Origin of the sequence: Chitinophaga sp. LS1 (assembly GCF_034274695.1) — a bacterium.
Classification (GTDB): Bacteria; Bacteroidota; Bacteroidia; order Chitinophagales; family Chitinophagaceae; genus Chitinophaga.
In genome coordinates this window covers 5,535,343-5,558,930 of sequence record NZ_CP128362.1, presented here as the reverse complement: position 1 = coordinate 5,558,930, position 23,588 = coordinate 5,535,343, and the positions used below count along the sequence as shown (strand labels likewise).

Genomic DNA, 23,588 nt, shown 5'->3' with positions numbered 1-23,588 from the left:
CCAGCGGAAACAGGACGTTCCACATTATTAATATAACAACAGGCGATCAATATAGCGCTTTACCCTTTTCTAAATAACCGTGCAGCATTTAGAATGAAAATCAATTCAGAACCTACATGAATCATTGCGGCTGTCATGGGACTCAAATACCCCAGGAAAGCCAGTACAATGCCGATAGCATCTACAATGATGGTCCCCCAGAAATTAAACTGAATCACGTTCATACATTTCTTAGCAATCGCAATAGCGGTAGCCACTTTTCGTAAGTCATTGTTCGTGAGCACCATGTCTGCACTTTCGAAAGCCACATGGGAACTGGTACCCATGGCAATGCCGACATTGGCTTCCATAAGGGCTGGCGCATCGTTGATGCCATCGCCAACCATAATGACTTTGTGGCCACGGGATTTCAGACTTGATATGTACCCTAATTTATCTGTAGGCAGCAGGTTGCCGACGGCTTCGTCTACGCGCAGGCTTTTACCTATACCCGCCACACTGGCTGCATTATCTCCAGATAATAAAATGGTTCTTAAGTGATGATCGTGCAGGTCAGAAATGGCTTCGCACGCTTCGGAACGAACAACGTCGATGATTCGGGCGCCACCTAAAATATGTTGATCATTACCGATTAAAACAGTTGATTCTCCGTTTTGACGGGCTGTATCCAACCATTGTTCTGCAGCGTGTAAGTTGATATTGTTTTCAGTAAAAAGACCTGCATTCCCGATCAGGTACCTGGTATTTTGCCGGGAAAATTCTAACCCTTTTCCTGGGAGGTAATTATACGTGTCATAGTCAACAGGCAGGATAGCTTCCTTCTTTGCAGCATCCATGATAGCCGCTGCCAATGGGTGATCGGAATGTTGCTCACCGGTGGAAAGCAAGGTCAAAAGCATGTTTCTGCCAATGCCGTTAAAGCTGGTAACGTCTGTGACTACAGCTTTATTCAATGTTAAAGTGCCTGTTTTGTCTAAGATAACGGTATCTGCCTGCGCCAGTTGTTCTAAATAAACACCCCCTTTTATGACTACGCCTTCGCGGGCCGCACGACCAATACCTGCTAAGATAGCGAGTGGCGTACCAGCTGCCACACCACAGGCACCAGTCACTACGAGCGCAGAGATGGTAGCATTGATATTATGTGTGACGAGGTAGGTGATCAACGCACCTCCGAGAGCAAAATAAACGAGCCTTGCGGCCAGTTTATCGGCTGTTTTTTCAATGGGGGACTGAGTGGCCTGGATTGATTCCATCACGCCTATAATCCGGCCAAAAATGGTATCTTTCCCAACACTGGTCGCAATGATCTCCAGTACGCCATCCTGATTGATGGTTCCGGCCAATACTTCGCTATTGATGCTTTTTTCTACCGGCAACGATTCTCCTGTAATAGCGGCCTGGTTTACAAAGCTGTTCCCTTTGAGCACAATACCATCCACCGGGATATGTGACCCTGGTTTTACAACAACTGTATCACCGGGTTGCAGGTCCTTAGCGGTTTGTGGCATCAATGCAGCCAACCCGGTTAATGCATCGCGGCCACGATCTACAATCAGGTGTTCCAGTAATTCGGCAACGAGGACAAATAGCGTAATGACCAACCCTGTTGTATACTGCCCTACCAGCAGCGTAGCCAGTACGGCTATCGACATCGAGAGCTCCATGGTCATATGACGCTCCCTGATAGCGTCAAAAGCTTCTTTAAACATAGGATAACCACAAATCAGGGTGGCTGCAACAGGGATAATGATGTACGGCAAATAACCGGACAGGGATAGTGCCAGCGCCAGGGCGGCGCCTGCTATCCGGATAAGATCGGATAAATGATATTTCATGGCTCAAAAGTACCCAGGGGCATTTTCCTAAAACAGGTAAAAAACGAAGATATTTCCGTAATTTTCAGGCATGATTAAAAGTGACTTTGCCCTGGCTATTAAGGAGTATTTTGCTGATCACACCCCCATGCACAGGCATGACTGTTTTGAGATCATCTTTATACAGGATGGTCGTGGTATGCATTTAATCAATGATAATCAGTTCCCTTATGGCAAAGGGGACCTGTTCCTCCTCAACCCTGCAGACAAACACGCGTTTCTGGCAGCCAGCAGGTCTTCTTTCGTAATTATTGATTTTACAGCAGCGTTATTCGGACGCAATTCTCCTATCGGTTACGACAAACCGGAACTGAGTCATTACTTCCGCCAGCTGGAATATATTTTTCAACACGCCGGACATTTTAAGGGGTTCATCGGGTTAAATGAAGCTGACAGGGAGTTTTCCGGTTCACTCATCCAAAGGATCGTGACAGAATGGGAGCAAAATGGCATTTTTAGGGAAGTTGTGCTCCAAAATCTTGTTTTTTTACTGTTAAATATCATCGCACGCTATGCCCAGCAGCCTGTAACAAGTGAAATCCCTGTACAGGTAGAATCTGCCGGATACGAAATGACCCAGTTTATACAGCATAATATATATGACAACGAGAAGATCAGCCTGAATGGCATAGCTGCACATTTCAATCTTTCGAAAGATTACATCGGTGCCTATTTTAATAAAAAAACAGGCAAAACCATCAGGCAGTTTATATTGGATTATAAACTGGAACTGGCTAAAAGCCGGCTCAGGTATAGCAGCTTGTCTATTTCCCAGATTGCAGAGGAATTAGGTTTTACAGACGAAAGTCATTTAAATAAATTGTTTAAACGACAGGAAGGTCTGACAGCGGGACAGTTCAGGAAGACAGCTTTTTTATCACTTCCTTGAGTGTATCGTTTGAGTATTGTAAATGAACTGGTATACTCTTTTTGATTACATCCTGAAGGGGGAATGCTTTCGGCCTCACTTTTACCAGGTTAACCAGGTATACTTTGAGCCGTGCTTTTAAGATTAAATACCTCCATTATTAATCAGTTTTAAAACATATTCCATCTGCGTATCCCTGTTCTGCATAAAGCCTTCAAACGTAGGCCATACCGTATAATCAGGAATAATACCCCTACCCTCCGGCTGATCAGGTTTCACCACCGCATCCTGCTCTACATGCACGATTGAAAACTTCGACCTGATCTTTGAATTCGGTAATTCATAGACCAGCGGCATGTGTCCATTGTGGTAATAATACCCGCCCGTCGTCTCTACTCCAACTACTGTTACATTCCTTGCATATGCTTTCACCAGCGATGCCATGTGCGAACCCGCAGAAGCGACACCTTCATCAATCAGCATATACAATTTACCTTTATAACCGGGACTTTTTGGATGATAGACAGGGTTGTATTTGGGGTTCTGCATATTTCGCCCATTTATTAAAACAGGAAAATAATCCTTTAAAAAAATCTTGCCCTCTACTTTCTCCACCGAATCCATTTTATGCGAAGTGGAAGTGCCCCAGAAGTATTGTTCATATGGGATACCGTCTCCCAAAATGCTATAGGCTACTGCATTCTCTTTGAAATTTGAATCCGTCAGGTACATTACCGGTTGTTCGAAGGTCGGGTCGCTACCACCGGGATTGCCACGCAGATCAATGATGAGATTGGGCACATTATTTTGCGCCAGCAACCGGAAGACACTATCGAGGTATTTTACATAACCGGGGAAACGGGGATCCGTATCATCATCCGCCATATTGAATATACGGAAATTGAACAGCCCCGTATTCGGACTGACCATTTTAAAACTATAAGAAGGCTGTACCCGCCAGTCAGTAATACTATCTACCGGGGCGCTATAGCGTTTTGGAAACATAGCATTCCGTTCATCGTTTGTGATGGCAGCAGCAGTGATAGTTTGGGACTGATTACTACCGGGCACACGGTAAGCTATTTTAAAGCTATCATTTACACCATATTCATAGAGGTACCTGATACCATAACTTCTATCTACGCTATTGGATTGTTTTTCAGTGATATTAAAGCCATCGGTAGTGCAGTATTTGTAAAAGGATTGCATCAGTTGTTGCGCCGGAACACCATTGATACTCAATATTTCAGCGCCAACAGGGATTTGTTCACCGCTGTTATTGAAGACTATTTTTCCTTCTATGTATTTCAATGCGTAAGGGAAAAAGGCTTTCTGGCGATTTAAATATTCCACCAGTGCTGACCCGGGTTCGGTATAGTTGTGACAACTACCTTCAAAATCTGTGAGTTGCAGAATAATATGGAAAAATTCCAGCGTTGTCATAGGCTTTTTAACCTCCTTAAATGCCCATTTATAAATGCTGTCTATCTGCTTTTGTGACCGATAGCGATAAAGGCCTGAATTAGCCGCCTTACGGATGTTAAGGAAGATGGTCAGGTCAGATTTCATTTCTCCGGGATTCAGGGTTTTATTGTAGCGCTCAAGGCTATCTTTTCTTATAAGTTGTGCGCTTACCCCCTGCTGGAATAACAGGAGCAATAACAGTACATTTTTCATAGCTACAAATGTAGGCATGATTTTGTTACCTGAATCATTGCAACAAAACGATGTGATATGATACAGCAAGATCCCAAAAAGAAACAAGACGAGCCATTAGTAAAACCCGATCCTGAAACCACGGGAGGCCATCCTGAGGAACATATGGACGGACCGATCTCTACGCTTGTACGCAAAGTGGGAGAAGAAATGGCGTCACATAACGATTTGCCTGATAATGGGGAGGAAGATGAGGAAGATGATAAAAAATAAGTATATTTACAGCAGTGGCATACAGAGGATAATCTCCGTATGCCCTGCCATTATACTTATGTTGAATACCTTATTGCTATCCCTGGTTTTAGCCTGTAATGATGCACCCAAAGATCGGGGCATTGATTCTACGCTCATCGTAGCACCTGTAGATACTACTACCCTGACTGGCAAGGTCCTCCGCTTTGCCAAAACACTGAAAGGCACCCCTTATAAATATGGTTCGGCCAATCCCGGTGTAGGTTTTGATTGCTCCGGATTTATTACGTATGTGTTTAATCATTTCAGGATCGATGTGCCCCGGAGCAGCGTGGGATTTACCAATGAAGGCAGACCTGTTGCACTGGCTGAAGCGCAACCCGGAGACCTGATCTTATTCACAGGCACTGATAGTACAGTACGTACTGTTGGGCATATGGGAATTATTACGCAGGTAGGTGACCGTATTGTGTTTATTCATTCTACGTCAGGGAAGGCGTATGGTGTAACGGAGACCCCACTTGATAAGTATTATATGGGACGGTTTGTAAAGATCATCAGGTATATATAGCAAAAGCCGGGTTATAACCCCGGCTTTTCTGACTGAAACTGTAACTGTGTAGCTGGTGCTTTCTGCTGGCTCTTCTGCTGAATTTTCTTGAAATCATCCAGGTCTTTCTGATTGGTGATCTGTCCTTTTACAAAAGCTGACAAAGCTTCATTCCCACATACATTTTCATTGCATGACAGACCAGTTTCCCGCATGGTCTGGATATATTCTTTTACGAGATTTTTAGTCACCGATTGATCGGGGTGCCAATAGTCTTTCCGCACTACTTCCAGCATACGGGAGATCATCACCTGATAAGCATATAAATTATGCCCTTCAGCAAATTGTTTTTTGCGCCGGGTATTGATGTAGGTATTGTAGAACTGCTGCCAGTTATTTTCATCAATAGCTTCGGGTACGGTGACCTGCCAACCCCATACGTTCGCAACCACTTTATTGATCATTCTGCCTCCGGCGTAGCCTTCCTGCAACATTTTGTCTATCCATTTGGGATTCAGGTACCGGCTCTGCAATTCCTGACTGATGTAGGTATCCAGTGATTCCTGTACACCTTTTCCTTTTGTTAGATTAGAAATAACCACGGCCGGAGATTTACCATCGATCGCCCTGATAGCCATCGCAGCACCTCCAAGGTATTGGAACAGGTCATCATTATCCAATGCGCCATAGAGATTTGAGGAGCGACTGTGCACTACGACCTTTGTGCCGGAGAGCGTGCTTTTCATCAGTTGCATACTAAGGTTGTGTGGTAAGCTACTATCGATCGCCTCAGCTTTATCACCCCAGAAATGCTGGCCGTATAAGTGGCTCATCCTGTTAAAGTATACATCGGATACCTGTGTTTCATCATTCCAGGTACCTGAGGATTGGATTACATCATCGAGGCCGGTGCCATAGGCGCCACTGGGTACGGAGAACATTCTGACAGCGGCGAGTCTGGCAGCGAGGGAGTCGTTGATACCGCTGGCTCTTAGTCTTTGTTGGGTAGCTAAAATATGCCTGCGTACATAGTTATCCGGTTCATCCGCTTCTTTCACAAGAGAGACAGCTTTGTCTAAAAGTTCCATCAGATTAGGGAACATATCCCTGTATAAACCAGATGGAATAATGACTACATCTACTCTTGGACGGTTCAACTGCGAAAGCTTTACACCGCTTACCCGCCCGAAGCTATCGTAAGTAGGTTCTACCCCCATGAGCCGTAATATCTGTGATTCAATCACGCCTTCATGCCGGATCGTCTCTGTAGACCAAAGATTGAATGTGACCTTTTCAGGAAAAGTATCACAGCGGGCAATGAGTTCTTCTGCCAGCTCACTACCGGCTTTGTATACATCTTTAGAGGGTAGTTTAGCCGGATCGAAAGCATAAAAGTTCCTACCTGTAGGTAGGGATGCAGGATTACGAATAGGATCATTCCCCTGCCCTGCGGCGATGTATTTGCCATTAAGGGCATCCATGAGTGCATTCATCTCGGCTGGACCACTGGCAATGACATTGCGATTGGTATCAGGTGGAGAAACACCGAAAGTATGGAGACCAAAGGGGGTTTGTTTTTCGCCTGTTTCCTGCACAAAATGTTCAAGCGATTGAATGCCTTTATTAAATTCTTTTGTAAGGGAAAGTTGGACACTGAGTGCTTTGATGGCTGCTAGTTTTGCATTTGCCAATACCTCGCTCTTTTCTTTCGCAGCCATGTATTCATTGATCAGCGCTCCTAATTCTTTCATCTTCGGGTTTAACCCTGCACTATCAAATGGTGGTGTCATATGATCAATAACTATGGCCATCCCTCTTCTTTTTGCCTGTAAGCCTTCACCTACATCATCTACGATGTAGGGATAAATGTTCACCATGTTATTGATCAGTGCTTCGGGCGCATCATCATCATTCAAACCAGTTTCCTTCCCACTCAGCCATTCGTGGGTACCATGTGTACCTAAGTGAATGAGCGCGTCTGCATGGTATTTATGTTTCAGGTACAAATAAAATGCGATATACTGGTGATGTGGTGGCAATGTAATATCATGATACATGGTATTTACATCCTGATCCCAGCCACGGGCAGGTTGTGGCAGGAGCATGATATTGCCATATTGCACAGCAGGTAATACAAAGTAAGCCTTACCCTCCGCATCGCGCCATGTCATGATTTTCGAAAATGCAGGCGCCCCCCATTTGGCAATCACCTGTTTCTGGAAAGATACGCTTAGGGTGGCAAACCACTGCTGGTATTCTTCCATGGAAACTAAAACGGGATGACCATATTTCACAAGACGATCTATTTCGGCAGGTGCCCAGGTACCGATGTTCCGCCCCTGTTTCATTACATCTTTGAATACAGACAAGCTATCACTACCTAAGTTATATCCTTCCTGCTGCATTCTATGGAGAATTGTTTCCATACTGGCAGGCAATACATTCAGGTAACTGGCGCCTACATTATCTTTTCCCGGAGGGTTGGAATAATATACGACTGCAATATGTTTGTCTTTGTTAGGTTTGTTTTGCAGGTTGATCAAGGCTGTCACCCTGTCTACGAGGCGTTTTACACGATCCGGAATGACGGTTTTTTCTACGATGCCATTCATTAACTCCTGACTACTGGTGACAGTGGGTTGTATTTGTCCTGTCAGTTCAGGTCTGCTCAGGTACATCCCTCTTGCAAAGATACTGAGACCCGTCTTAGAATGTGCCCAATCTTCATAACTGCCATCTAATTGAATGATACTGATAACAGGGATCTTCATTTTTGCAAACTGTTCCTGTAACGCTTCTGTAGACGATCCTGTTAAGGTAGATGCTGTGATGAGCAGATTGAGTTCAGCACCGAATTGCTTCAATGCATTTACCATCGGGAAACCAAAGAAAGGCATAACATTGTACCCTGCCATTTCCAGTGCTTCCACATGTTTATCAATATATCCATGTTGCCCTGTCAGGAACTCATAACGAAAACTATAGAGGCCGATCCAGGGCTGGCCGGGTTTGTAATGTTTGTAGGTATTTTTATAAATTTCAAAACTACCACATACTGAATCGGTGGTAAGATTATAGATCGCATTCTCCGGATAGCGGATCACGTCTTTGTAATCTAAGTTGGTTTTGAAATCTTTGTTCAGGCAGAAGCGCACCATGTTTTTAAGGTTCTCCAGACTGGCCTGCGCAAAGTAGCTCAAAACCTTCTGGTTGAAGATGACACCGTCCTTTTTATAGCTTTCCTCATCGGGTGTGGTGCCCAGTACGTAAACTTTCGCGCCATGTGAGACCGCCTTTATTATTTGTGGGCGCACCTGTTCGAATACCGATGAGGCATGTATATATACAAATATAAGATCAGACTGCCCCAGCCATACCGCCTGTGCACTATCATAAGAGGCAGTGGAGAATACATGCATATTGCAGTCATTCGACAATAATTCCTTTACCCTGGCCCCTGTCTGACTAAAATTGTCAGACAGGACCAGACTTACTTTTACCTGGGCAGATACAATTGTGGTAAATAGCATTGCCCATAACAGGATCACTGATTTCTTCATAAATTATAAGATAAGCCTACATTAAATGAGCGGCGGGGTGCATAATAATAACTGGTAGCAGAGCCATAGTAGCCGTAATACAACTTATCAAAGAGGTTCAAAACATTGGCATATACATTGAATTTTGCAATCTGTTTTGCGACCCTTATATCAAATACAGTGGTAGCTGCCAGCTCTCTTGCTTTGGTATTTTCCAGATCACCGTAACTTTTATCGGCATACCTTACCCAAACACTTGCATCAAAGAGTTTGGCTTTTGAAAATGCTATACCGCCATCCAATCGATGATGCGGGTTGCCGTCCATTTCATTGCCTTCGTAGGCAGTATTGGATTCGTATTTGAGGATCTTTGAGTCATTGTAGAAATAACTCAGTATCGTGGTGAGACAAGGTGCCACTTTGTAACGTACAGATGCCTCTATACCTGAGAGTCGGACTGCGCCGATATTAATGTATTGACGTACAGCCCATGAACCCGGATCAAAGTATGAGGGCACCTTTGAAGCATCTATGAGAACCGCATCCAGGAAATCTTTATAGCGGGAAGTGTAAGCAGTAGCAGCTACTTCCAGCACCTGACCGATGGTATAATCAGCACCTGCTTCTACAGAATACACCATCCGCTCAGGTTTCAGATCCGGGTTTCCTAAGCGGAAAGTACTACCCAGCAGTGACGAATTGTACATGTAATACATACTGGGCGCTTTGAATCCCATGGCATATACAGCCCTAAGCCGGAACTGGTCAGTGATACGATATACTACACCTGCTTTTGGAGACAGTACTGACGACGAAGCATTGCTGTAGTGAATAGCCGTAGGTGTACCACTTTGGTTATCGTAGAATTTACCATTGTCATTGTGCCAGTTATCCCAGCGCAAGCCTACATTGAAATTCAGGGAATTGCCTATAGACAGATCATCATTTATAAATAAGGAATAGAAATTCTGATTGCCAGAATAGTTTTGATTGCCTTTGCCGTAATAGTATTTTTCTGAAGACAATTTATTTAATCTTATATCTCCGCCAATAGTCAGGTCATTTACGCCTATTTTACGGCTGATCTTTCCAATAAAACCCGTTACATCAACAGGCACATTAGTTGTATAATAGTTTGTGCTAAAGGAACCTTTTTCTGTATTGTAATTCAGCGCATCCGTATTCATTTTCTCATGATTATAATAAGCGGAAGCGCTATAGTCGAACAAGTTATTTTTTCCTGTATACCGCAGGAGGAAATTGGCTACATTGTTTTTCTCTTTATATAATATGGATGTACCGGAAGCGGGGTTTTCAGTGTGCAGGTCTACGATACCTTCCAGTTTGGATCGTTCATTCAGCTGATACACGACCTTTACATTTGCATTTAATAACTCCATGACTGGCTTTTGATAATAGCTTTTCCAAAGGCTATCTGCCATGTATTGGTAACCACCTGTTTTCTTATACTCTACAAATGCGATAATACCAAAGCCGTTGTTAAAGAGCTTACCGGCTTTCACATTGGCGATTAAAGTATTCATAGATCCATAGCGTACATCTGCGCCGAACGTGGTTTGTTTGCGGGGATTTTCAGTCACTAAATTAATCGTACCACCCATAGAACTGGAACCGTAAATAGAAGACCCGGGACCACGTACGACCTCAATTCTTGCAATACTGTTTGACGCAATGCTGTTCCATAAGGAAACCCCACCGGTGTAAGTATCATTTAATGGAATGCCATCTTTCAGGATCAGTGTACGCCCTGCGGAGCCAGTACCTCTCAGGGTTACGGTGGTGTGAGAACCTGTAGTGGTCAATCCCCTGTTACGATCTACTGCAACGCCTGGGATGTATCTTAATGCCTCATCAATGGTTTGTATCTGTTTCATCTCAGGATCACTGCTCTTGATGATGGAGACGCTGGATGAAATCTTTCGCAATTCTACCGGCATGGCGGATGCCGTGACGGTTACTTCATTTAATGGTGTCTGCGCGTGAGTTTGGAGCACGCAAAATAACGGCAATAATATGCCGGGTATAGTCAACTTCATTGTAATATTTTGAAAAAATGAGCCCTGCGCGAACGGGTGTTCACGTCAAAAAAACAAAAGAATTGTCAGGCTATTGCTGGCGGGCCGCGAAGTGGGTAGTGAAGGGATGTGAGGGAAATAAAACCTGCAGTATATGCAGCATACTGCTGTACGACAGGCAGTAAAGGAGGGAAATAAGTGGGCAGACCCGGTACCTCCACATCTCTGGTGAGGTGAAAGTCGCAAATGGCGCAATGATGACCGGGCTGCTGAAAAGAAATTATCTGCAATTGTCGCCCCTCCCCCTGCGGTACCGCATGGTGGTGGAACATCTTTACACTGTGTACTACCGCCAGCAAGGCAAGCAGGCACCAGGCAAGACATCTTTTGAAGATGATATTTCTCTTGTCAGACACGCGGCAAAGATATAAGATCATCCCCAATAAATGCAACAATGTTTTATTTTTTATTCAACCACTCTAAACGACGCTGGTCAGGTAAATGCTTCACAGTAAAGTTTTCGAACTTTGCTTCGAAGCCCTGTCCATCAGGAGAAGCAGCCATCATGCCTACCATTACAGGGCGATTGTCCTGCAAAGGGCAGTTGCGGGTCATGACGTAATTCACATCGTCAAAAGAGTAAAAGATCTCTACTGCATCCAGTCTTCTTACGGCTTTGATCCAGATGAACGGCGGCACCTTTTCCAGTGTGGTTACAGACCAGTCGCTGGTTTTGTGGGTCACTACAGTGCTTACATTGAACTTACCATCTACAAACTCCACTCCTGTCTTGATATAGTTCTCCTGGTCTGTTCTGATCATCAGGCCCATCTGATCGAAACGTGCTTTATAATTGCCGGTGAGTTTTACCTTTACCTCGAATTCTCCGCCGTAATCAGCATAATAAAAAGGGGCGTCGTCTACGGTAAAGCCATAGTGGGAAATACGCCAGTAATCGGTTTGCGGGGTCACGAACATCGTCAATGCCTTATCCTTAATATCCCATCTGGCGGGTTCGTTATACCACTGCATTTTCTCAAGTGTCTGTGCAGATACGGTGTGCATGGCGATGAGAGCAGCTACGGTCCAGAGAATCTTTTTCATACTTGTTGAATTATTACTTTTGCAAATGTAAATGCTGGTTATGCAAGGTGCAATGGTTAATATTAACCAAAATATACTGAATGATACGCTGTTGACGCAATCCTTTTCGCAACAGGACTCTCCGCTGGCACAGTGCCAGTTGGTCGCGAAGATGTATGCGGGTATCGAAAATGCGGTAGCTGTATTGAGTGACCTGAAGGCTAACAGGAGTTATATCTATTCCGGTGGTGTAGGCGCAGCAATGGGATTGGACATCGGAACGGAGATCGACTCTATCTGGGAAGAAGGCTTATTTAGCAGGATACGGCCGGATGATCTGGAAGCGAAACATGCGATGGAACTTCAATTCTTTCATATGCTGAAAGATCTGCCGAATCATGAACGATACGATTACTATGTAAACAGTATTCTTCATATGCAGAATGCACAGGATGAATATGTACCTGTGCACCACCGTATGTTCTATATCAGGAGTGCAGATAATGGCAGTGTATGGATGGCGCTATGCCTGTACAATTTTCCTCCACAGCAGGTAGAGAGTGATAATTATTTCGGGCGGATCGTGAATTCAAGAACGGGTAAGATCATGCTGCCAGACAGGCAACAGGTCAATGATATTCTCTCAGAAAGAGAAAAAGAGGTACTGCGTATGATCAAAACCGGAAGTAGCAGCAAGGAGATTGCTGCGCGGTTTTCTATTAGTGTGTATACAGTGAACAGGCACCGGCAGAATATTCTGCAAAAGCTCCATGTGAACAACTCCATGGCGGCTTTAAGGATTGCGGATGCTATTCATCTGTTAGAGAATTAGCCTACATTTGCCCTATGAAAACAATAATTACCACCCTTATATCCCTTTCGCTATCAACCGGGATATATGCGCAAACCTTGAAAGTACCAGCTGCCAGCAGCGGCACCAGCATCACACAAAAAGTAGGTATTCACGATGTAACTTTAAAGTACAACCGTCCAAACATGAACGGTCGTAAGATCTTTGGAGGTTTGGTACCTTACGGTTCCGTATGGAGACTGGGTGCGAACGGTATTCCTGCTATTACCTTTGAAGATGCAGTTAGCATAGAAGGTCACAAGATCGAAGCAGGTACTTATGGCCTGTTCGCTATTCCTGAAAAAGATAAATGGACGATCATCATCAGCAAAAAATCTAATCAGTGGGGTTCTTATTCCTACAGCAAAGAAGACGATCTGTTGCGTTTTGATGTAAAGCCATCTACCCTGCCTTATGCAGTAGAAACTTACACCATGGCTTTCGAAAATGTAAAGCCGGCTGCTGCTGTATTGAGCATTTCATGGGATCATACACAGGTGCAACTGCACATGACTGTCGATCAGAAAGTTGAGATCATGGCAAGCATTGATTCAGCTATGGCGACTGAAAAGAAGCCTTACATGCAGGCAGCACAATATTATTACGACAATAATATAGATGCTAAAAAAGCGCTGGAATGGATCAATGAAATGGACAAGGCACAGCCGAACGTATTTTATATTAAATACTGGAAAGCGAAGATGCAGCTAAAAGCTGGTGATAAAGCCGGTGCAATTGCTTCTTCCAAAGAGAGTATTGAGCTGGCAAAGAAAGATAATATACAGGAGTATATTAATCTCAACAACGAGTTCCTGAAGCAAGCAGGTAAATAATTAAACCCTTCATCAAAGAGTGAATTCACCAACTGGGATGAAAACCATTTTCAGAAAAAGAGCGGGGCACTTTGAGGTGCCCCGCTCTTTTTTTGAATAACCTAAGCCGCCCGCTCACAAGTATCAATAATATCCGCTGCAATCTGGTTCAGGTCCTGCAGATTTTGCGGCTTTACTATATACCTGAATGCTCCGGCGTTCAAACATTGTGTTCTAAAGTGATGAGAATTGGACGTGCTCCAAACTATTTTTGGTATGCTGGTGAGCCTGTGGATCTCTCCTATCCGCTCCAACACCTGCAGGCCATTGATGCCTGGCATGTTGTAATCCAATACTATTAAACAAGGAGTATCATCCTCCCTGGAAGATAAATAATGTAAAACCTCTGACCCGTTATTGAATAATTTAATACAAATAGCTGGCGCTATTTTATGAATGGCTTCAGAAAGTAATGTCTGGTCTTCAATATCATCATCTACCAGTAAAATGGTAATCTGGTCTTTGCACATAAGTGTAAGTCCCCCGGCTATTAGGGTGCCGCAAATTAGCAATTTTTATCAATTTCAAGTAATGAGTGATAAAACTGGTTTCGATTATATCCATCTGCTAAAGCCCACACCCTGCAATGCAATTCTTCCCTGATCGGGGAATACAGTGCGGAAGAATATGCCTGGCCCCCCTGCTACAAAAGAGCGGAATACGCATTTTAGTCGGCTGTAAGCGTATACACCCTGGAGTAAGCGCGCGTTCTGTCCTTATTATGCCAGATAGAAAACGCAATAAATTCGCAATTTTCACCCAGGAATCTTCCTCTCATATCGAAACCGGGGAACTGACAAACAATTGCCCGTTTGTCAGAAACTGAAAAAGTTCCGATGTCATTTGTATCACATTCCTCTCCATCATACCTGGACTGGTCGACAATCTTTGTAGTGAGGACTACTTCGTTCTTTTCCTCCGTAAAACGTAAAGTGGTTTTGTAGATATAACCATCAAAATTTCCGCCGGCCACCCAGTCAATGTCTGCATCAATAGGGCCGTCATACACCTTGTCAAATACGATCTTTTCAATACTCATAGGATAGTAAAAAATATGGGACCGTAAATTATAAAAAATTATCAAATATCCAATTTATAGCTTTAATTCATCTCCTTTAGGATCTCTGTTTGTATTTGCCATCTTTAATATTCGTCTCATTCTCATAAAAGACACGCCTGACATATAACCGATGTTCAATTGTAATCTAAACCCGCTATAGCGCTCCAATCCGCCGATGTAAGGGCTGTACTTCGGTGTCCAGATGTATTTGGCAGAAAAGTCGTACGTGAGGCGTTTTCCCACGCGGGTGAACATCCCAAACCCGCCTTCCAGTGCAAATTTCTGCTGGGAGTAGTCAGTAGAGCCGATACCGCTGGCATCACTACCCTTTACTTTGATCAGGGTGGTATTCACGGCACCTACCCCGAATAGCAGGTAAGGTTTCGGCTCTGCGGCCAGCATGGTCCTGAAGTAATTCCGCTTTGCCATGAGCAGTCCCGTTTCTATATCGTCTACCTCTTCAGAAGCAGCGATTTCGTCGTCCAGCTGGTGAATCTTAATCCATTGCCGTTTCTTATATCCCTCACTGTATATGCCTTTCAGGCCCCACTTCAGGTAAGTGAAGTTAGACAGGATCATACCCATTGTAGAATTGATGGATATACTGTTGGTACCAGTCACCGACATAAACCGTTCCGTCCTGTTGAGGGTCAATTCATTCCCGATGCGGTGCCGGTCGGTGATAAAGTTCTCAGTAGCGAAGCCAAAGAAGAACTTCCGTTCAGTGATACTGATCCTTGTTTTCATATCTTCCCCGCTTCTGAAACCATCCGGGATGAGGGTAACGCCCAGGGGTATGCTGAAGATGGTATTACCCTGATAATGATCCAGCATTTCGTCTGACAGCTCCTTTTTAATGTGTTTATACATTTTTTCGTAGCGTTCCAGCCTTTCCACTTCCCATTCATAATCGTTTTCACCATTCATCTTCCGCTTCTGGATATAGTACATGGTATCCGTTGGTATTTCGCTGGTGCCCAGGGTATAATGGGTCTTTTTCCGTTCCCTGTTCACTTTATGCATTGGGAACATGACATCGCCCACATAGGTGGATACAATAGACATACTGGGTTGCATGAACATCATGCCCGGCCAGGTAGTAAAGTAATCCGGTACGATAGACATGGCAGGAACCATGGTGACGCCGACAGCGGCACCTTCCAGGCCCATGTTGACCATACGGATACCTTTGATCTGGCTTAGTTTGATGGTATCGTATTCATGCATCGGGATCTTGTTGGGCAGGCGGATGGGAAGTGGGATCGGCAATGGAATGGGTGGTACAGGGATAAAAGGAGACCGTTTTAAAAATATAAGGGCACTATCCGTCACCCCCATCAGGTTGGATTCTACATAATAGGTATGTTTTCTGAAGTCGGTGCGGGTAAGTGGTTGTTCCATCTTCAGTTTCGTATCGGACCAGAACCACAACCTGATAAAATTACCCATTTTAACCGTGTCAGTTTTTCCTGTCTTTTCATTCAGAATAAGCAGCACTTTTTGCGTACGACCGGTAGGCATAGGCGGACCGGGAGGCTGTGACCAGACAGACAAAGGGATAAAAGCAAGTAGAGTGACAGGCAATAAATACTTCATCCGGCAAATCTATATTCCTATATATCCGGCAGAAAATAATAAGGGAAAACCATCCTATTTTATTGGAGAATCGTCATCACACTACTGCGATAAGTATCTCCTACCGGCAGCTTTTTCCCTGCCACCGTGACGTAACGGCTGGTAATAGCGCTCACCCTGGGGCGAGGCACGATGTAAGATCTGTGTATGCGCATGAACTGATGGCCCGGCAAGCGGCTCATCATCTCTTTCAGCGAAATCATAGACAATAAAGGATGTGTGGCCGATGTGGTATAGATTTTAACGTAGTTGTTTAACCCTTCGATATACAGGATGTCTTTCAGCTGCACATTCCTCGTTTCATAGTCGGCCCTGATAGTGAGTGAGGGCGCCATTTCCTGCACATCTTTCTGCATACCGGCTTTCAGGATCGCCTGTTCAAAACGCTCTTCCGAAAAGGGTTTCAGCAGGTAGTCTACCGCCGACACGTTAAATCCTTCTAATGCATACTCCGGATGTGCGGTTGTGAAGATCACCATAGGTCGCTGTGGCAACGATCTGTAAAACGCAAACCCATTTACATCTGCCATTTCTATATCCAGCAGGATCAGGTCTACATGGTTGCTGGCCAGGTATTTACATGCCTGCTCCGGATTGGTAAATTGCCGTTTCAGCCTGATCCCGTTTAGCCTTTTGCTGTAGTGTGCCAGGATTTCGTGGGCGATCGGCTCGTCGTCGATAGTAATAGCATCTAAAGGTCTCATAACTTTACACTGAGTTGAACGATGAATTGCTGCGTTTGCTGACTGATGGTCAGCGTGTATTGATCGGGATAAATTAAATCCAGTCTGCGTTTTACATTTTTGATACCAACACCGTCATTCGAAGCTGTTTTTACAATTGTATTTGTTGCTGAAAAATGAAGTGAATCTGTGGTTGTGTTTATTTCAATCAGCATTTGCGTCTCCCTGCTGGAAGAGATACCATGTTTGAAACTATTCTCGATAAAAGGTATTAGGATAAATGGTGCAATCTGGTTTGTACCCGCCTCCCCGGTGATGCGCAGTGATACCTGGTTGTTCAATCCAAGCCTGAGCTGTTGCATCTGGCAGTAGTTGCTGATGTGGTCCAGTTCTTTGGCAAGCGATACTTTGTCTGCATTGCTTTCGTATAGTACATACCGCATCATGTTTGCCAGTTTCAGAATATACGCAGGTGTTTTTTCTGATTGCTGTATAGATAACCCATAAATGCCATTCAGCGTATTGAAGAAAAAATGTGGTTGCATTTGTTGTTTCAATGCGGACAATTCAAACGCCGTCTTTTCTTCTGACAACTGTTTCCATTCATAGCGTTTGCGTGCGATGTACGATAACATGAGCGCTGCTGCCAGCAATACTAATTGAGGTATGGGAAAGTGCAGCGGATCTAAAAAGTGAAACCCTGAAAAAAAGTAGTTGAGTATTGTGGGAATATAAATCACGCATATTGCATAGGCGATTAATACCAGGAAATAAAACGCCCTTTTCCCGTAATACAAAAAGGGAATAAAGACATAAAAATTCAGGAAATATCCACCGGCGGCCATCACATTGTCCAACATCACGGAATAGTACAATTCCCGCGCAGTGATGGTCAGGGAATGCTTAGGCGGATATGGTACAAATATGGTCAGGAGTATGATGACGACTATCAGTATGCCATGAAAAGTATTTTTCATAGGTGAAAATTATAACGAAGGAAATATTCATCCTATACCCTTAGTCAGAAATCCTAAAATTCAGAGATGAAAACCTCTTTTTCGTAGACAAAAAATTGTTAAAGTTGGTCATCAATCGTTAAATTTGTCCACTTCACGCTCTCACTGTTGTTTTTACCCACCTTTTTATTCCCCCACTATATGAAAAACGGAAACTTCTAAAACATTAGAAGGGCATAGAAAACTGGTTACGCCTTATTGGATGGCTGCTGATCGGGTTCGTGGTATACTTCCGTTACAGCCTCATCATTCGAAAATCAGGCAGAAAGGGTAGCCTAATTAAATAATATCTAAAAAATTCCGGGTCTCTTTGAAATAATTCCCGAAATATAAAATGGGTATTGACAATAATAAAAATCCTGATAACTTTGTCATCAGATGACACGACATCGGACTTAACATTTAGACTTTAATTAATACTTTAAGAAGCAATGGCAAATTATTTTAATTCTTTACCCCTCAGGGAGCAACTGAACCAATTAGGTGTATGCGAGTTCATGGACATCGCTGAATTTGCTGACGGCGTAGCAGCCCTCAAGGGTAAGAAAGTAGTTATCGTTGGAGCAGGTGCTCAGGGTTTAAATCAGGGTCTGAACCTCAGAGATAGTGGTCTGGACATTTCCTACGCACTGCGCCAGGAAGCGATCGACAACAAGAGAGATTCCTGGAAAAATGCAACTGACAACAACTTTAAGGTTGGCACATTCGAAGAACTGATTCCAGGTGCAGATGTGGTAGTGAACCTCACTCCCGACAAGCAACACACTGCTGTGGTAACTAAGATAATGCCTTTGATGAAAAAGAATTCTACCCTGCTGTACTCTCACGGGTTCAACATTGTAGAAGAAGGAATGCAAATCCGTAAAGACATCACTGTAATAATGGTGGCACCTAAATGCCCAGGTTCTGAAGTAAGAGCAGAGTACCTGAGAGGCTTTGGTGTACCTACCCTGATCGCTGTTCACCCGGAGAACGATCCTGAAGGTAAAGGTCTGGAGCAGGCAAAAGCTTATTGCGTAGGTACAGGTGGCCACAGAGCTGGTGTACTGCGTTCCAGCTTTGTAGCTGAAGTAAAGTCTGACCTGATGGGTGAGCAAACCATCCTGTGTGGTCTGCTGCAAACCGGTTCTATCCTGTCTTTCGACAAAATGCTGGAGAAAGGTATCGATGCTGGTTACGCTTCCAAATTAGTTCAATACGGTGTAGAAGTAGTGACTGAAGCACTGAAACACGGTGGTGTAAGTGGTATGATGGACCGTCTGAGCAACCCTGCGAAAATAGCTGCTTTCAAAATTTCTGAAGAACTGAAGACCATTATGCGTCCGCTGTTCCAGAAACACCAGGATGACATCATGAGCGGCGAATTCAGCAGCACCATGATGAAAGACTGGGCTAATGGTGATGCGAACCTGCTGAAATGGAGAGCTGAAACCGGTGAAACTGCCTTCGAAAAGACACCTGCTGGCGACGTGAAGATCAGCGAACAGGAATACTTTGACAACTACACCCTGATGGTAGCATTCATCAGAGCAGGTGTGGAACTGGCTTTCGAAACAATGGTAGAAGCTGGTATCAAAGCTGAATCTGCATACTATGAGTCTCTGCACGAAACTCCACTGATCGCAAATACTATTGCACGTAAGAAACTGTTCGAAATGAACCGCGTGATCTCTGACACCGCTGAATATGGCTGTTACCTGTTTGATCAGGCTTGTAAACCATTGCTGGCTGGTTTCATGAAGACTGTTGATACTGACCTGGTTGGTAAAAACTTCAACGAAGGTAAAACCGGTTCCGTTGATAACGCTGAACTGGTAAACATCAACGCAATCCTCCGCGACCATCCGGTTGAGGTAGTAGGAAGAAAACTGCGTAAAGCTATGACAGCTATGAAGTCAATTAAGACTACCTAAAATATATTGAAGAGCGTGTATCTTACTTTTGATACACGCTCTTTAAAATTCGGATCCATTTATGCGATTCTCAGGAGTTTCATTTATTGAAGATACATCCTGCCTCTTCCTCTCAGAAATTGGAATATGATGTCAGAGCCCGTTGTTAAAGTTTTAAATCTGAATGTCAGGTTTAAAGACAAGATCGTATTAGATAATTTAAGCTGGAATATAGTTCGTGGACAAAACTGGGTGCTGAACGGAATAAGCGGGAGCGGAAAAACCACCCTCGCCCAACTGATAGAAACACCTAAAGGTATCGACGGCAACATCGAATATAACTTTGATAAAAACAGCCTGCTTCCTCAGCAGGTACTCTACGTTTCCAACTGGTACCACTTTAAGAACTTAGAAGGCGACGCGAATTTTTACTACCAACAGCGCTATAATCGTAAACAGGCGAGAGAAACCCTTACCGTACTTGGCGATTTTAAAGTCTTTGGAAAAGAAAAGAACCTCGATATCGCCGATGCCGATAATATTATCGATGCACTCGGATATAGAGAACTGCTGGACTCTCAGCTGATAGAACTTTCCAGCGGGGAGCACAAAAAGCTGCAATTGGTCAAGGCCCTCTGGCTCAAGCCACAACTGCTAATCCTGGACCAGCCTTACGCCGGTCTGGATGTAGCTTCCAGAAAGAACTTAAATACCCTGCTGCAAGAACTTACCCAGGTGGGATCTCAATACATTCTTATCACCAACGACTCTGCCGTACCCAATAATGTGCATCAGTATGCGCAGATCATTGATGGTAAACTGGTCTCCTCTTCTACCAATGAGCATTCCAGCGAGATATTGCACGAACTGGAACCACTGCCTGAATTCCTCACGGAAAAGCCAGTGTATCATGCAGCACAGGTAGTGAAGATGGTCGATATGAATATTCACTATGGTGAAAAGCAGGTACTGAATAATATTAACTGGGAAGTGAACGCCGGTGAAAAGTGGTTATTGCAGGGACACAATGGTTCCGGTAAATCAACTTTACTAAGCCTGGTCTGTGCAGATCATCCACAGTCTTATGTAGATGGCCTCTTCCTCTTTGGTAAACAACGTGGGAGTGGTGAAAGTATCTGGGACATCAAGGAAAAGATCGGTTTAATCAGTCCGGAACTGCACTGGTATTTTGATCCCAGTGCAACGGTATTCACCAGTATAGCATCCGGTTTTTATGATTCTATCGGGTTGTTCAAACAGCTCCCTTACTCGCAGACTGTGAAAGTAAGAGAACTGATAGCGTTCCTGAACATGAAGGATGTACAGCATGAACTACTCAACACCCTGCCATTGGGTAAACAACGCCTGGCACTGCTGGCGAGAGCGATCATCAAGAATCCTGAATTGTTAATTCTGGATGAACCGTGTCAGGGACTGGACAATGACCAGACACAATACTTCAATAAGTTTGTCGACAAATTGTGCGCAAACGGGACAACATTAATTTATGTAGGCCATTACGAATCGGCCCTTCCATCCTGCCTGGAAAAAAGGATTTTACTGGATAAAGGACATGTGGTAAAAATAGAAACGATTCAATAGCTGACATGACTAAAATACATAGGAAAACACTTGCGGAAGAAGTTGCTGATCGCATAAACGATCTGATTGTCAATGGTACATATCAGGTAGGCGAAAAGCTGCCGAACGAAACGGATATGATGGCTTCTTTTGGGGTGGGCCGGTCTACAATCAGAGAAGCTATAAAGTTGCTGGCTAACATTGGCATACTAGATGTTCGCCATGGTGTCGGTTCATTTGTAAATGAGATGGTGAGCTCCCGCGAGCCCATCGATGTTCGTCTGAGCAAGGCGGATACCAAACACATAGATGAAGTACGCGCCTGGCTGGAAATCAAGATGGCGGAGAAAGCGGCAATGAACCGTACAGAAGCGGATATCCGCAACATGGCAGAAGTGCTGCAGCGCAGGGATCACTTTGGCAAAACCGGGCAGATAGAACAGAGTATTGATGAAGACCTGGCTTTTCATAGCTGTATGGCCCATGCAACCTGCAATCCCGTGTTGGAAGACCTATACAAGGCAACAGCCAAACATGTAAAAAGATACCTGCTGGACACCATGCGGGATACTTCTATCATGACCGTAACACAGGATCTGCATGTAGAATTATTAGACGCTATTAGCCGCCAGGATTGCGAACAGGCCATTGCCTGTATCAAAGAAATACTGGAATATTGAATATAACGTACATTTACCCCCAAAAAACCTATGAAAAAGGCCATATTTTCATTGGGGGTGGCTATGATACTGACTATTCCGACCTATGCACAACCCTTCACACAATTATTCCGGCAGGCGATAGAGTCGGGCATGTTCTCAGGACAGGCGGTGATTCTGAAAGATGGGGCTGTTTTTTACGGCAAGCAAAACGGCTTTTCTGAGAACTCTACCAAAAGACCATTGACTGCCAATACCCTGTACAATACAAATTATCTTACCAAACAATTCACTGAAGAAATTATCCGCCAACTGATCAGCGAGGGAAAACTGGATGAACTGGCATCTGTAGACAAGTTTGTGAACATTTTTCCGCCTGAAACGGGCAAGGCGATCACAGTCGCTCAATTGCTGACCATGCGATCCGGATTAGGGGATTATGAGCATAGTCCGGATTATGCGAAGATCAGGAAGACGGATTTTAAGCTCAACGACCTGTTGCAGATCATTTCCTGGCAGCCGTTATTATTTAACCCGGGTACGGGCGAGGCTTATTCCAATTCCGCTTATGTGGTACTGGGGGCGGTGATAGAAAAAATTACCGGACAGCCTTATGGCGATGCGGTGCGTACACGCATCGGGACCCCACTGGGCATGACTTCGATCGCTTATACCAGGGCAGAGAAACTGGCGGCCACTAACCGTGCGTATGGCCAGATCGTCAATCCTGATGGGACCAAAACCAATGTGGACGATATTGAAAACGGGCATCCTGATGAGGGGGTGTATATTACGCTGGATGATATGCTGAAATTTGTGGAGGCTAAGCGGAAGCAGTTGCTTCCCTCCCATTATAGTTATCCGCTCACAATGCATATGACGGGTAGGTTGCCTACGTGGACATCGGCGATCGGGTATACAGAAGATGGATATAGTTATGTGATACTGTGTAATATGGGTGAGTCGGCTGATAGGTTGGCGCCACGGGTAATTTCAGTGATGAAGGATGGGACATATAAACCATTTACACCGCCTACGCAGCTAACGCTGTACAAGTGGATCACGGGGAATGGAATGCCTTATGTAGAGCAAAATGTGCGTTCACTTTGTGAACAGGAGGGCAGAAAATTTGATGCTGATTTTTTAAATGCCAATGGTGATATTTTTATGCAGAGCAAGCAAACGGGGTTTGGAATAGCGTTGTTTAAACTGAATGTAAAGCTATTTCCAACTTCAGCTATAGCATATGAATATTTAGGCAATGCGTATACGCAGATAGGTGACAAAGCGAATGCTGAGATCAATTATAAAAAAGTAATGGAGCTGGATCCAAAGAATGGACGTGTGAAGGATATTTTGAGTGCTAAATAGCATCTACAAGTATTTGTTCTTTTTCTACGTCATTTCTTACAACTATCTATTTGTTTGCTTCTTAAAAATATTTGTGCGAAAAAAGGGGGCGTGTCTCAATACTTCGAG

At 44.1% G+C, this 23,588-nt stretch carries 20 protein-coding genes; 9 read left to right on the top strand and 11 right to left on the bottom strand.

The window, feature by feature from the left end; genetic code table 11:
• Positions 1-59 precede the first annotated feature (59 nt).
• The gene (locus tag QQL36_RS22980; RefSeq protein ID WP_321566897.1) at positions 60-1,838 is read right to left on the bottom strand and encodes a cation-translocating P-type ATPase; all 1,779 of its coding nucleotides are present in this window, start codon (positions 1,836-1,838) and stop codon (positions 60-62) included.
• Between the two features lie 70 nt (positions 1,839-1,908).
• Between QQL36_RS22980 and QQL36_RS22975 the strand changes: the two genes are divergently transcribed.
• The gene (locus tag QQL36_RS22975; protein WP_083726807.1) at positions 1,909-2,766 is read left to right on the top strand and encodes a helix-turn-helix transcriptional regulator; all 858 of its coding nucleotides are present in this window, start codon (positions 1,909-1,911) and stop codon (positions 2,764-2,766) included.
• Between the two features lie 123 nt (positions 2,767-2,889).
• Here the strand turns inward: QQL36_RS22975 and QQL36_RS22970 are convergent, their stop codons facing one another.
• Positions 2,890-4,440: a S41 family peptidase gene (locus QQL36_RS22970; RefSeq protein ID WP_083726805.1), complete on the bottom strand. Its 1,551-nt coding sequence runs from the start codon at positions 4,438-4,440 to the stop codon at positions 2,890-2,892.
• 39 nt (positions 4,441-4,479) lie between these two features.
• Here QQL36_RS22970 and QQL36_RS22965 point away from each other — a divergent pair, with 39 nt between their 5' ends.
• Entirely contained in the window at positions 4,480-4,674 is a 195-nt protein-coding gene (locus QQL36_RS22965) for a hypothetical protein (RefSeq protein WP_083726803.1), read from the top strand.
• Between the two features lie 58 nt (positions 4,675-4,732).
• Positions 4,733-5,224 carry a C40 family peptidase gene (locus QQL36_RS22960; RefSeq protein WP_321566896.1) on the top strand — a complete coding sequence of 164 codons (492 nt, stop codon included), beginning with the start codon at positions 4,733-4,735 and terminating at the stop codon, positions 5,222-5,224.
• 11 nt (positions 5,225-5,235) lie between these two features.
• On the opposite strand, the gene QQL36_RS22955 is transcribed toward QQL36_RS22960, so the two are convergent.
• The 4 genes from QQL36_RS22955 to QQL36_RS22940 form a co-directional block, all read right to left on the bottom strand.
• Positions 5,236-8,763 carry a cobaltochelatase subunit CobN gene (locus QQL36_RS22955; RefSeq protein ID WP_321566895.1) on the bottom strand — a complete coding sequence of 1,176 codons (3,528 nt, stop codon included), beginning with the start codon at positions 8,761-8,763 and terminating at the stop codon, positions 5,236-5,238.
• The gene (locus QQL36_RS22950) at positions 8,760-10,799 is read right to left on the bottom strand and encodes a TonB-dependent receptor (RefSeq protein ID WP_321566894.1); all 2,040 of its coding nucleotides are present in this window, start codon (positions 10,797-10,799) and stop codon (positions 8,760-8,762) included. Before QQL36_RS22950 ends, QQL36_RS22955 begins: the two co-directional genes overlap by 4 nt.
• A gap of 65 nt (positions 10,800-10,864) precedes the next feature.
• Positions 10,865-11,233 carry a hypothetical protein gene (locus QQL36_RS22945; RefSeq protein WP_321566893.1) on the bottom strand — a complete coding sequence of 123 codons (369 nt, stop codon included), beginning with the start codon at positions 11,231-11,233 and terminating at the stop codon, positions 10,865-10,867.
• Between the two features lie 4 nt (positions 11,234-11,237).
• Positions 11,238-11,882 (bottom strand): DUF1349 domain-containing protein, encoded by a 645-nt coding sequence (locus QQL36_RS22940; protein WP_083726793.1) that lies wholly within the window; start codon positions 11,880-11,882, stop codon positions 11,238-11,240.
• Positions 11,883-11,922: 40 nt separating this feature from the next.
• On the opposite strand from QQL36_RS22940, the gene QQL36_RS22935 reads away from it, so the two are divergent.
• Positions 11,923-12,693 (top strand): response regulator transcription factor, encoded by a 771-nt coding sequence (locus QQL36_RS22935; RefSeq protein ID WP_321566892.1) that lies wholly within the window; start codon positions 11,923-11,925, stop codon positions 12,691-12,693.
• Between the two features lie 14 nt (positions 12,694-12,707).
• Positions 12,708-13,544 carry a DUF2911 domain-containing protein gene (locus tag QQL36_RS22930; RefSeq protein ID WP_321566891.1) on the top strand — a complete coding sequence of 279 codons (837 nt, stop codon included), beginning with the start codon at positions 12,708-12,710 and terminating at the stop codon, positions 13,542-13,544.
• 101 nt (positions 13,545-13,645) lie between these two features.
• Here the strand turns inward: QQL36_RS22930 and QQL36_RS22925 are convergent, their stop codons facing one another.
• The 5 genes from QQL36_RS22925 to QQL36_RS22905 form a co-directional block, all read right to left on the bottom strand.
• On the bottom strand, positions 13,646-14,053 hold the full coding sequence (locus tag QQL36_RS22925; RefSeq protein WP_083726790.1) for a response regulator: 408 nt from the start codon (positions 14,051-14,053) through the stop codon (positions 13,646-13,648).
• Positions 14,054-14,250: 197 nt separating this feature from the next.
• Entirely contained in the window at positions 14,251-14,622 is a 372-nt protein-coding gene (locus tag QQL36_RS22920; RefSeq protein ID WP_083726788.1) for a hypothetical protein, read from the bottom strand.
• A 54-nt stretch (positions 14,623-14,676) separates the two neighbouring features.
• Positions 14,677-16,239 (bottom strand): hypothetical protein, encoded by a 1,563-nt coding sequence (locus QQL36_RS22915; RefSeq protein ID WP_143708997.1) that lies wholly within the window; start codon positions 16,237-16,239, stop codon positions 14,677-14,679.
• Positions 16,240-16,298: 59 nt separating this feature from the next.
• Positions 16,299-16,982, bottom strand: a complete 684-nt coding sequence (locus tag QQL36_RS22910) for a LytR/AlgR family response regulator transcription factor (RefSeq protein WP_083726784.1) — start codon at positions 16,980-16,982, stop codon at positions 16,299-16,301.
• On the bottom strand, positions 16,979-17,938 hold the full coding sequence (locus QQL36_RS22905) for a sensor histidine kinase (protein ID WP_321566890.1): 960 nt from the start codon (positions 17,936-17,938) through the stop codon (positions 16,979-16,981). Before QQL36_RS22905 ends, QQL36_RS22910 begins: the two co-directional genes overlap by 4 nt.
• A 470-nt stretch (positions 17,939-18,408) precedes the next feature.
• Between QQL36_RS22905 and ilvC the strand changes: the two genes are divergently transcribed.
• The 4 genes from ilvC to QQL36_RS22885 all read left to right on the top strand — a co-directional run bounded on the left by ilvC (position 18,409) and on the right by QQL36_RS22885 (position 23,480).
• On the top strand, positions 18,409-19,890 hold the full coding sequence (gene ilvC, locus QQL36_RS22900) for a ketol-acid reductoisomerase (protein ID WP_321566889.1): 1,482 nt from the start codon (positions 18,409-18,411) through the stop codon (positions 19,888-19,890).
• Between the two features lie 126 nt (positions 19,891-20,016).
• Positions 20,017-21,471, top strand: a complete 1,455-nt coding sequence (locus QQL36_RS22895) for an ATP-binding cassette domain-containing protein (RefSeq protein WP_321566888.1) — start codon at positions 20,017-20,019, stop codon at positions 21,469-21,471.
• Positions 21,472-21,476: 5 nt separating this feature from the next.
• Positions 21,477-22,130, top strand: a complete 654-nt coding sequence (locus QQL36_RS22890; RefSeq protein ID WP_083726776.1) for a FadR/GntR family transcriptional regulator — start codon at positions 21,477-21,479, stop codon at positions 22,128-22,130.
• 30 nt (positions 22,131-22,160) lie between these two features.
• A complete protein-coding gene (locus tag QQL36_RS22885) occupies positions 22,161-23,480 on the top strand; it encodes a serine hydrolase (protein WP_083726774.1) in 1,320 nt (439 codons plus the stop codon).
• Positions 23,481-23,588: the final 108 nt, after the last annotated feature.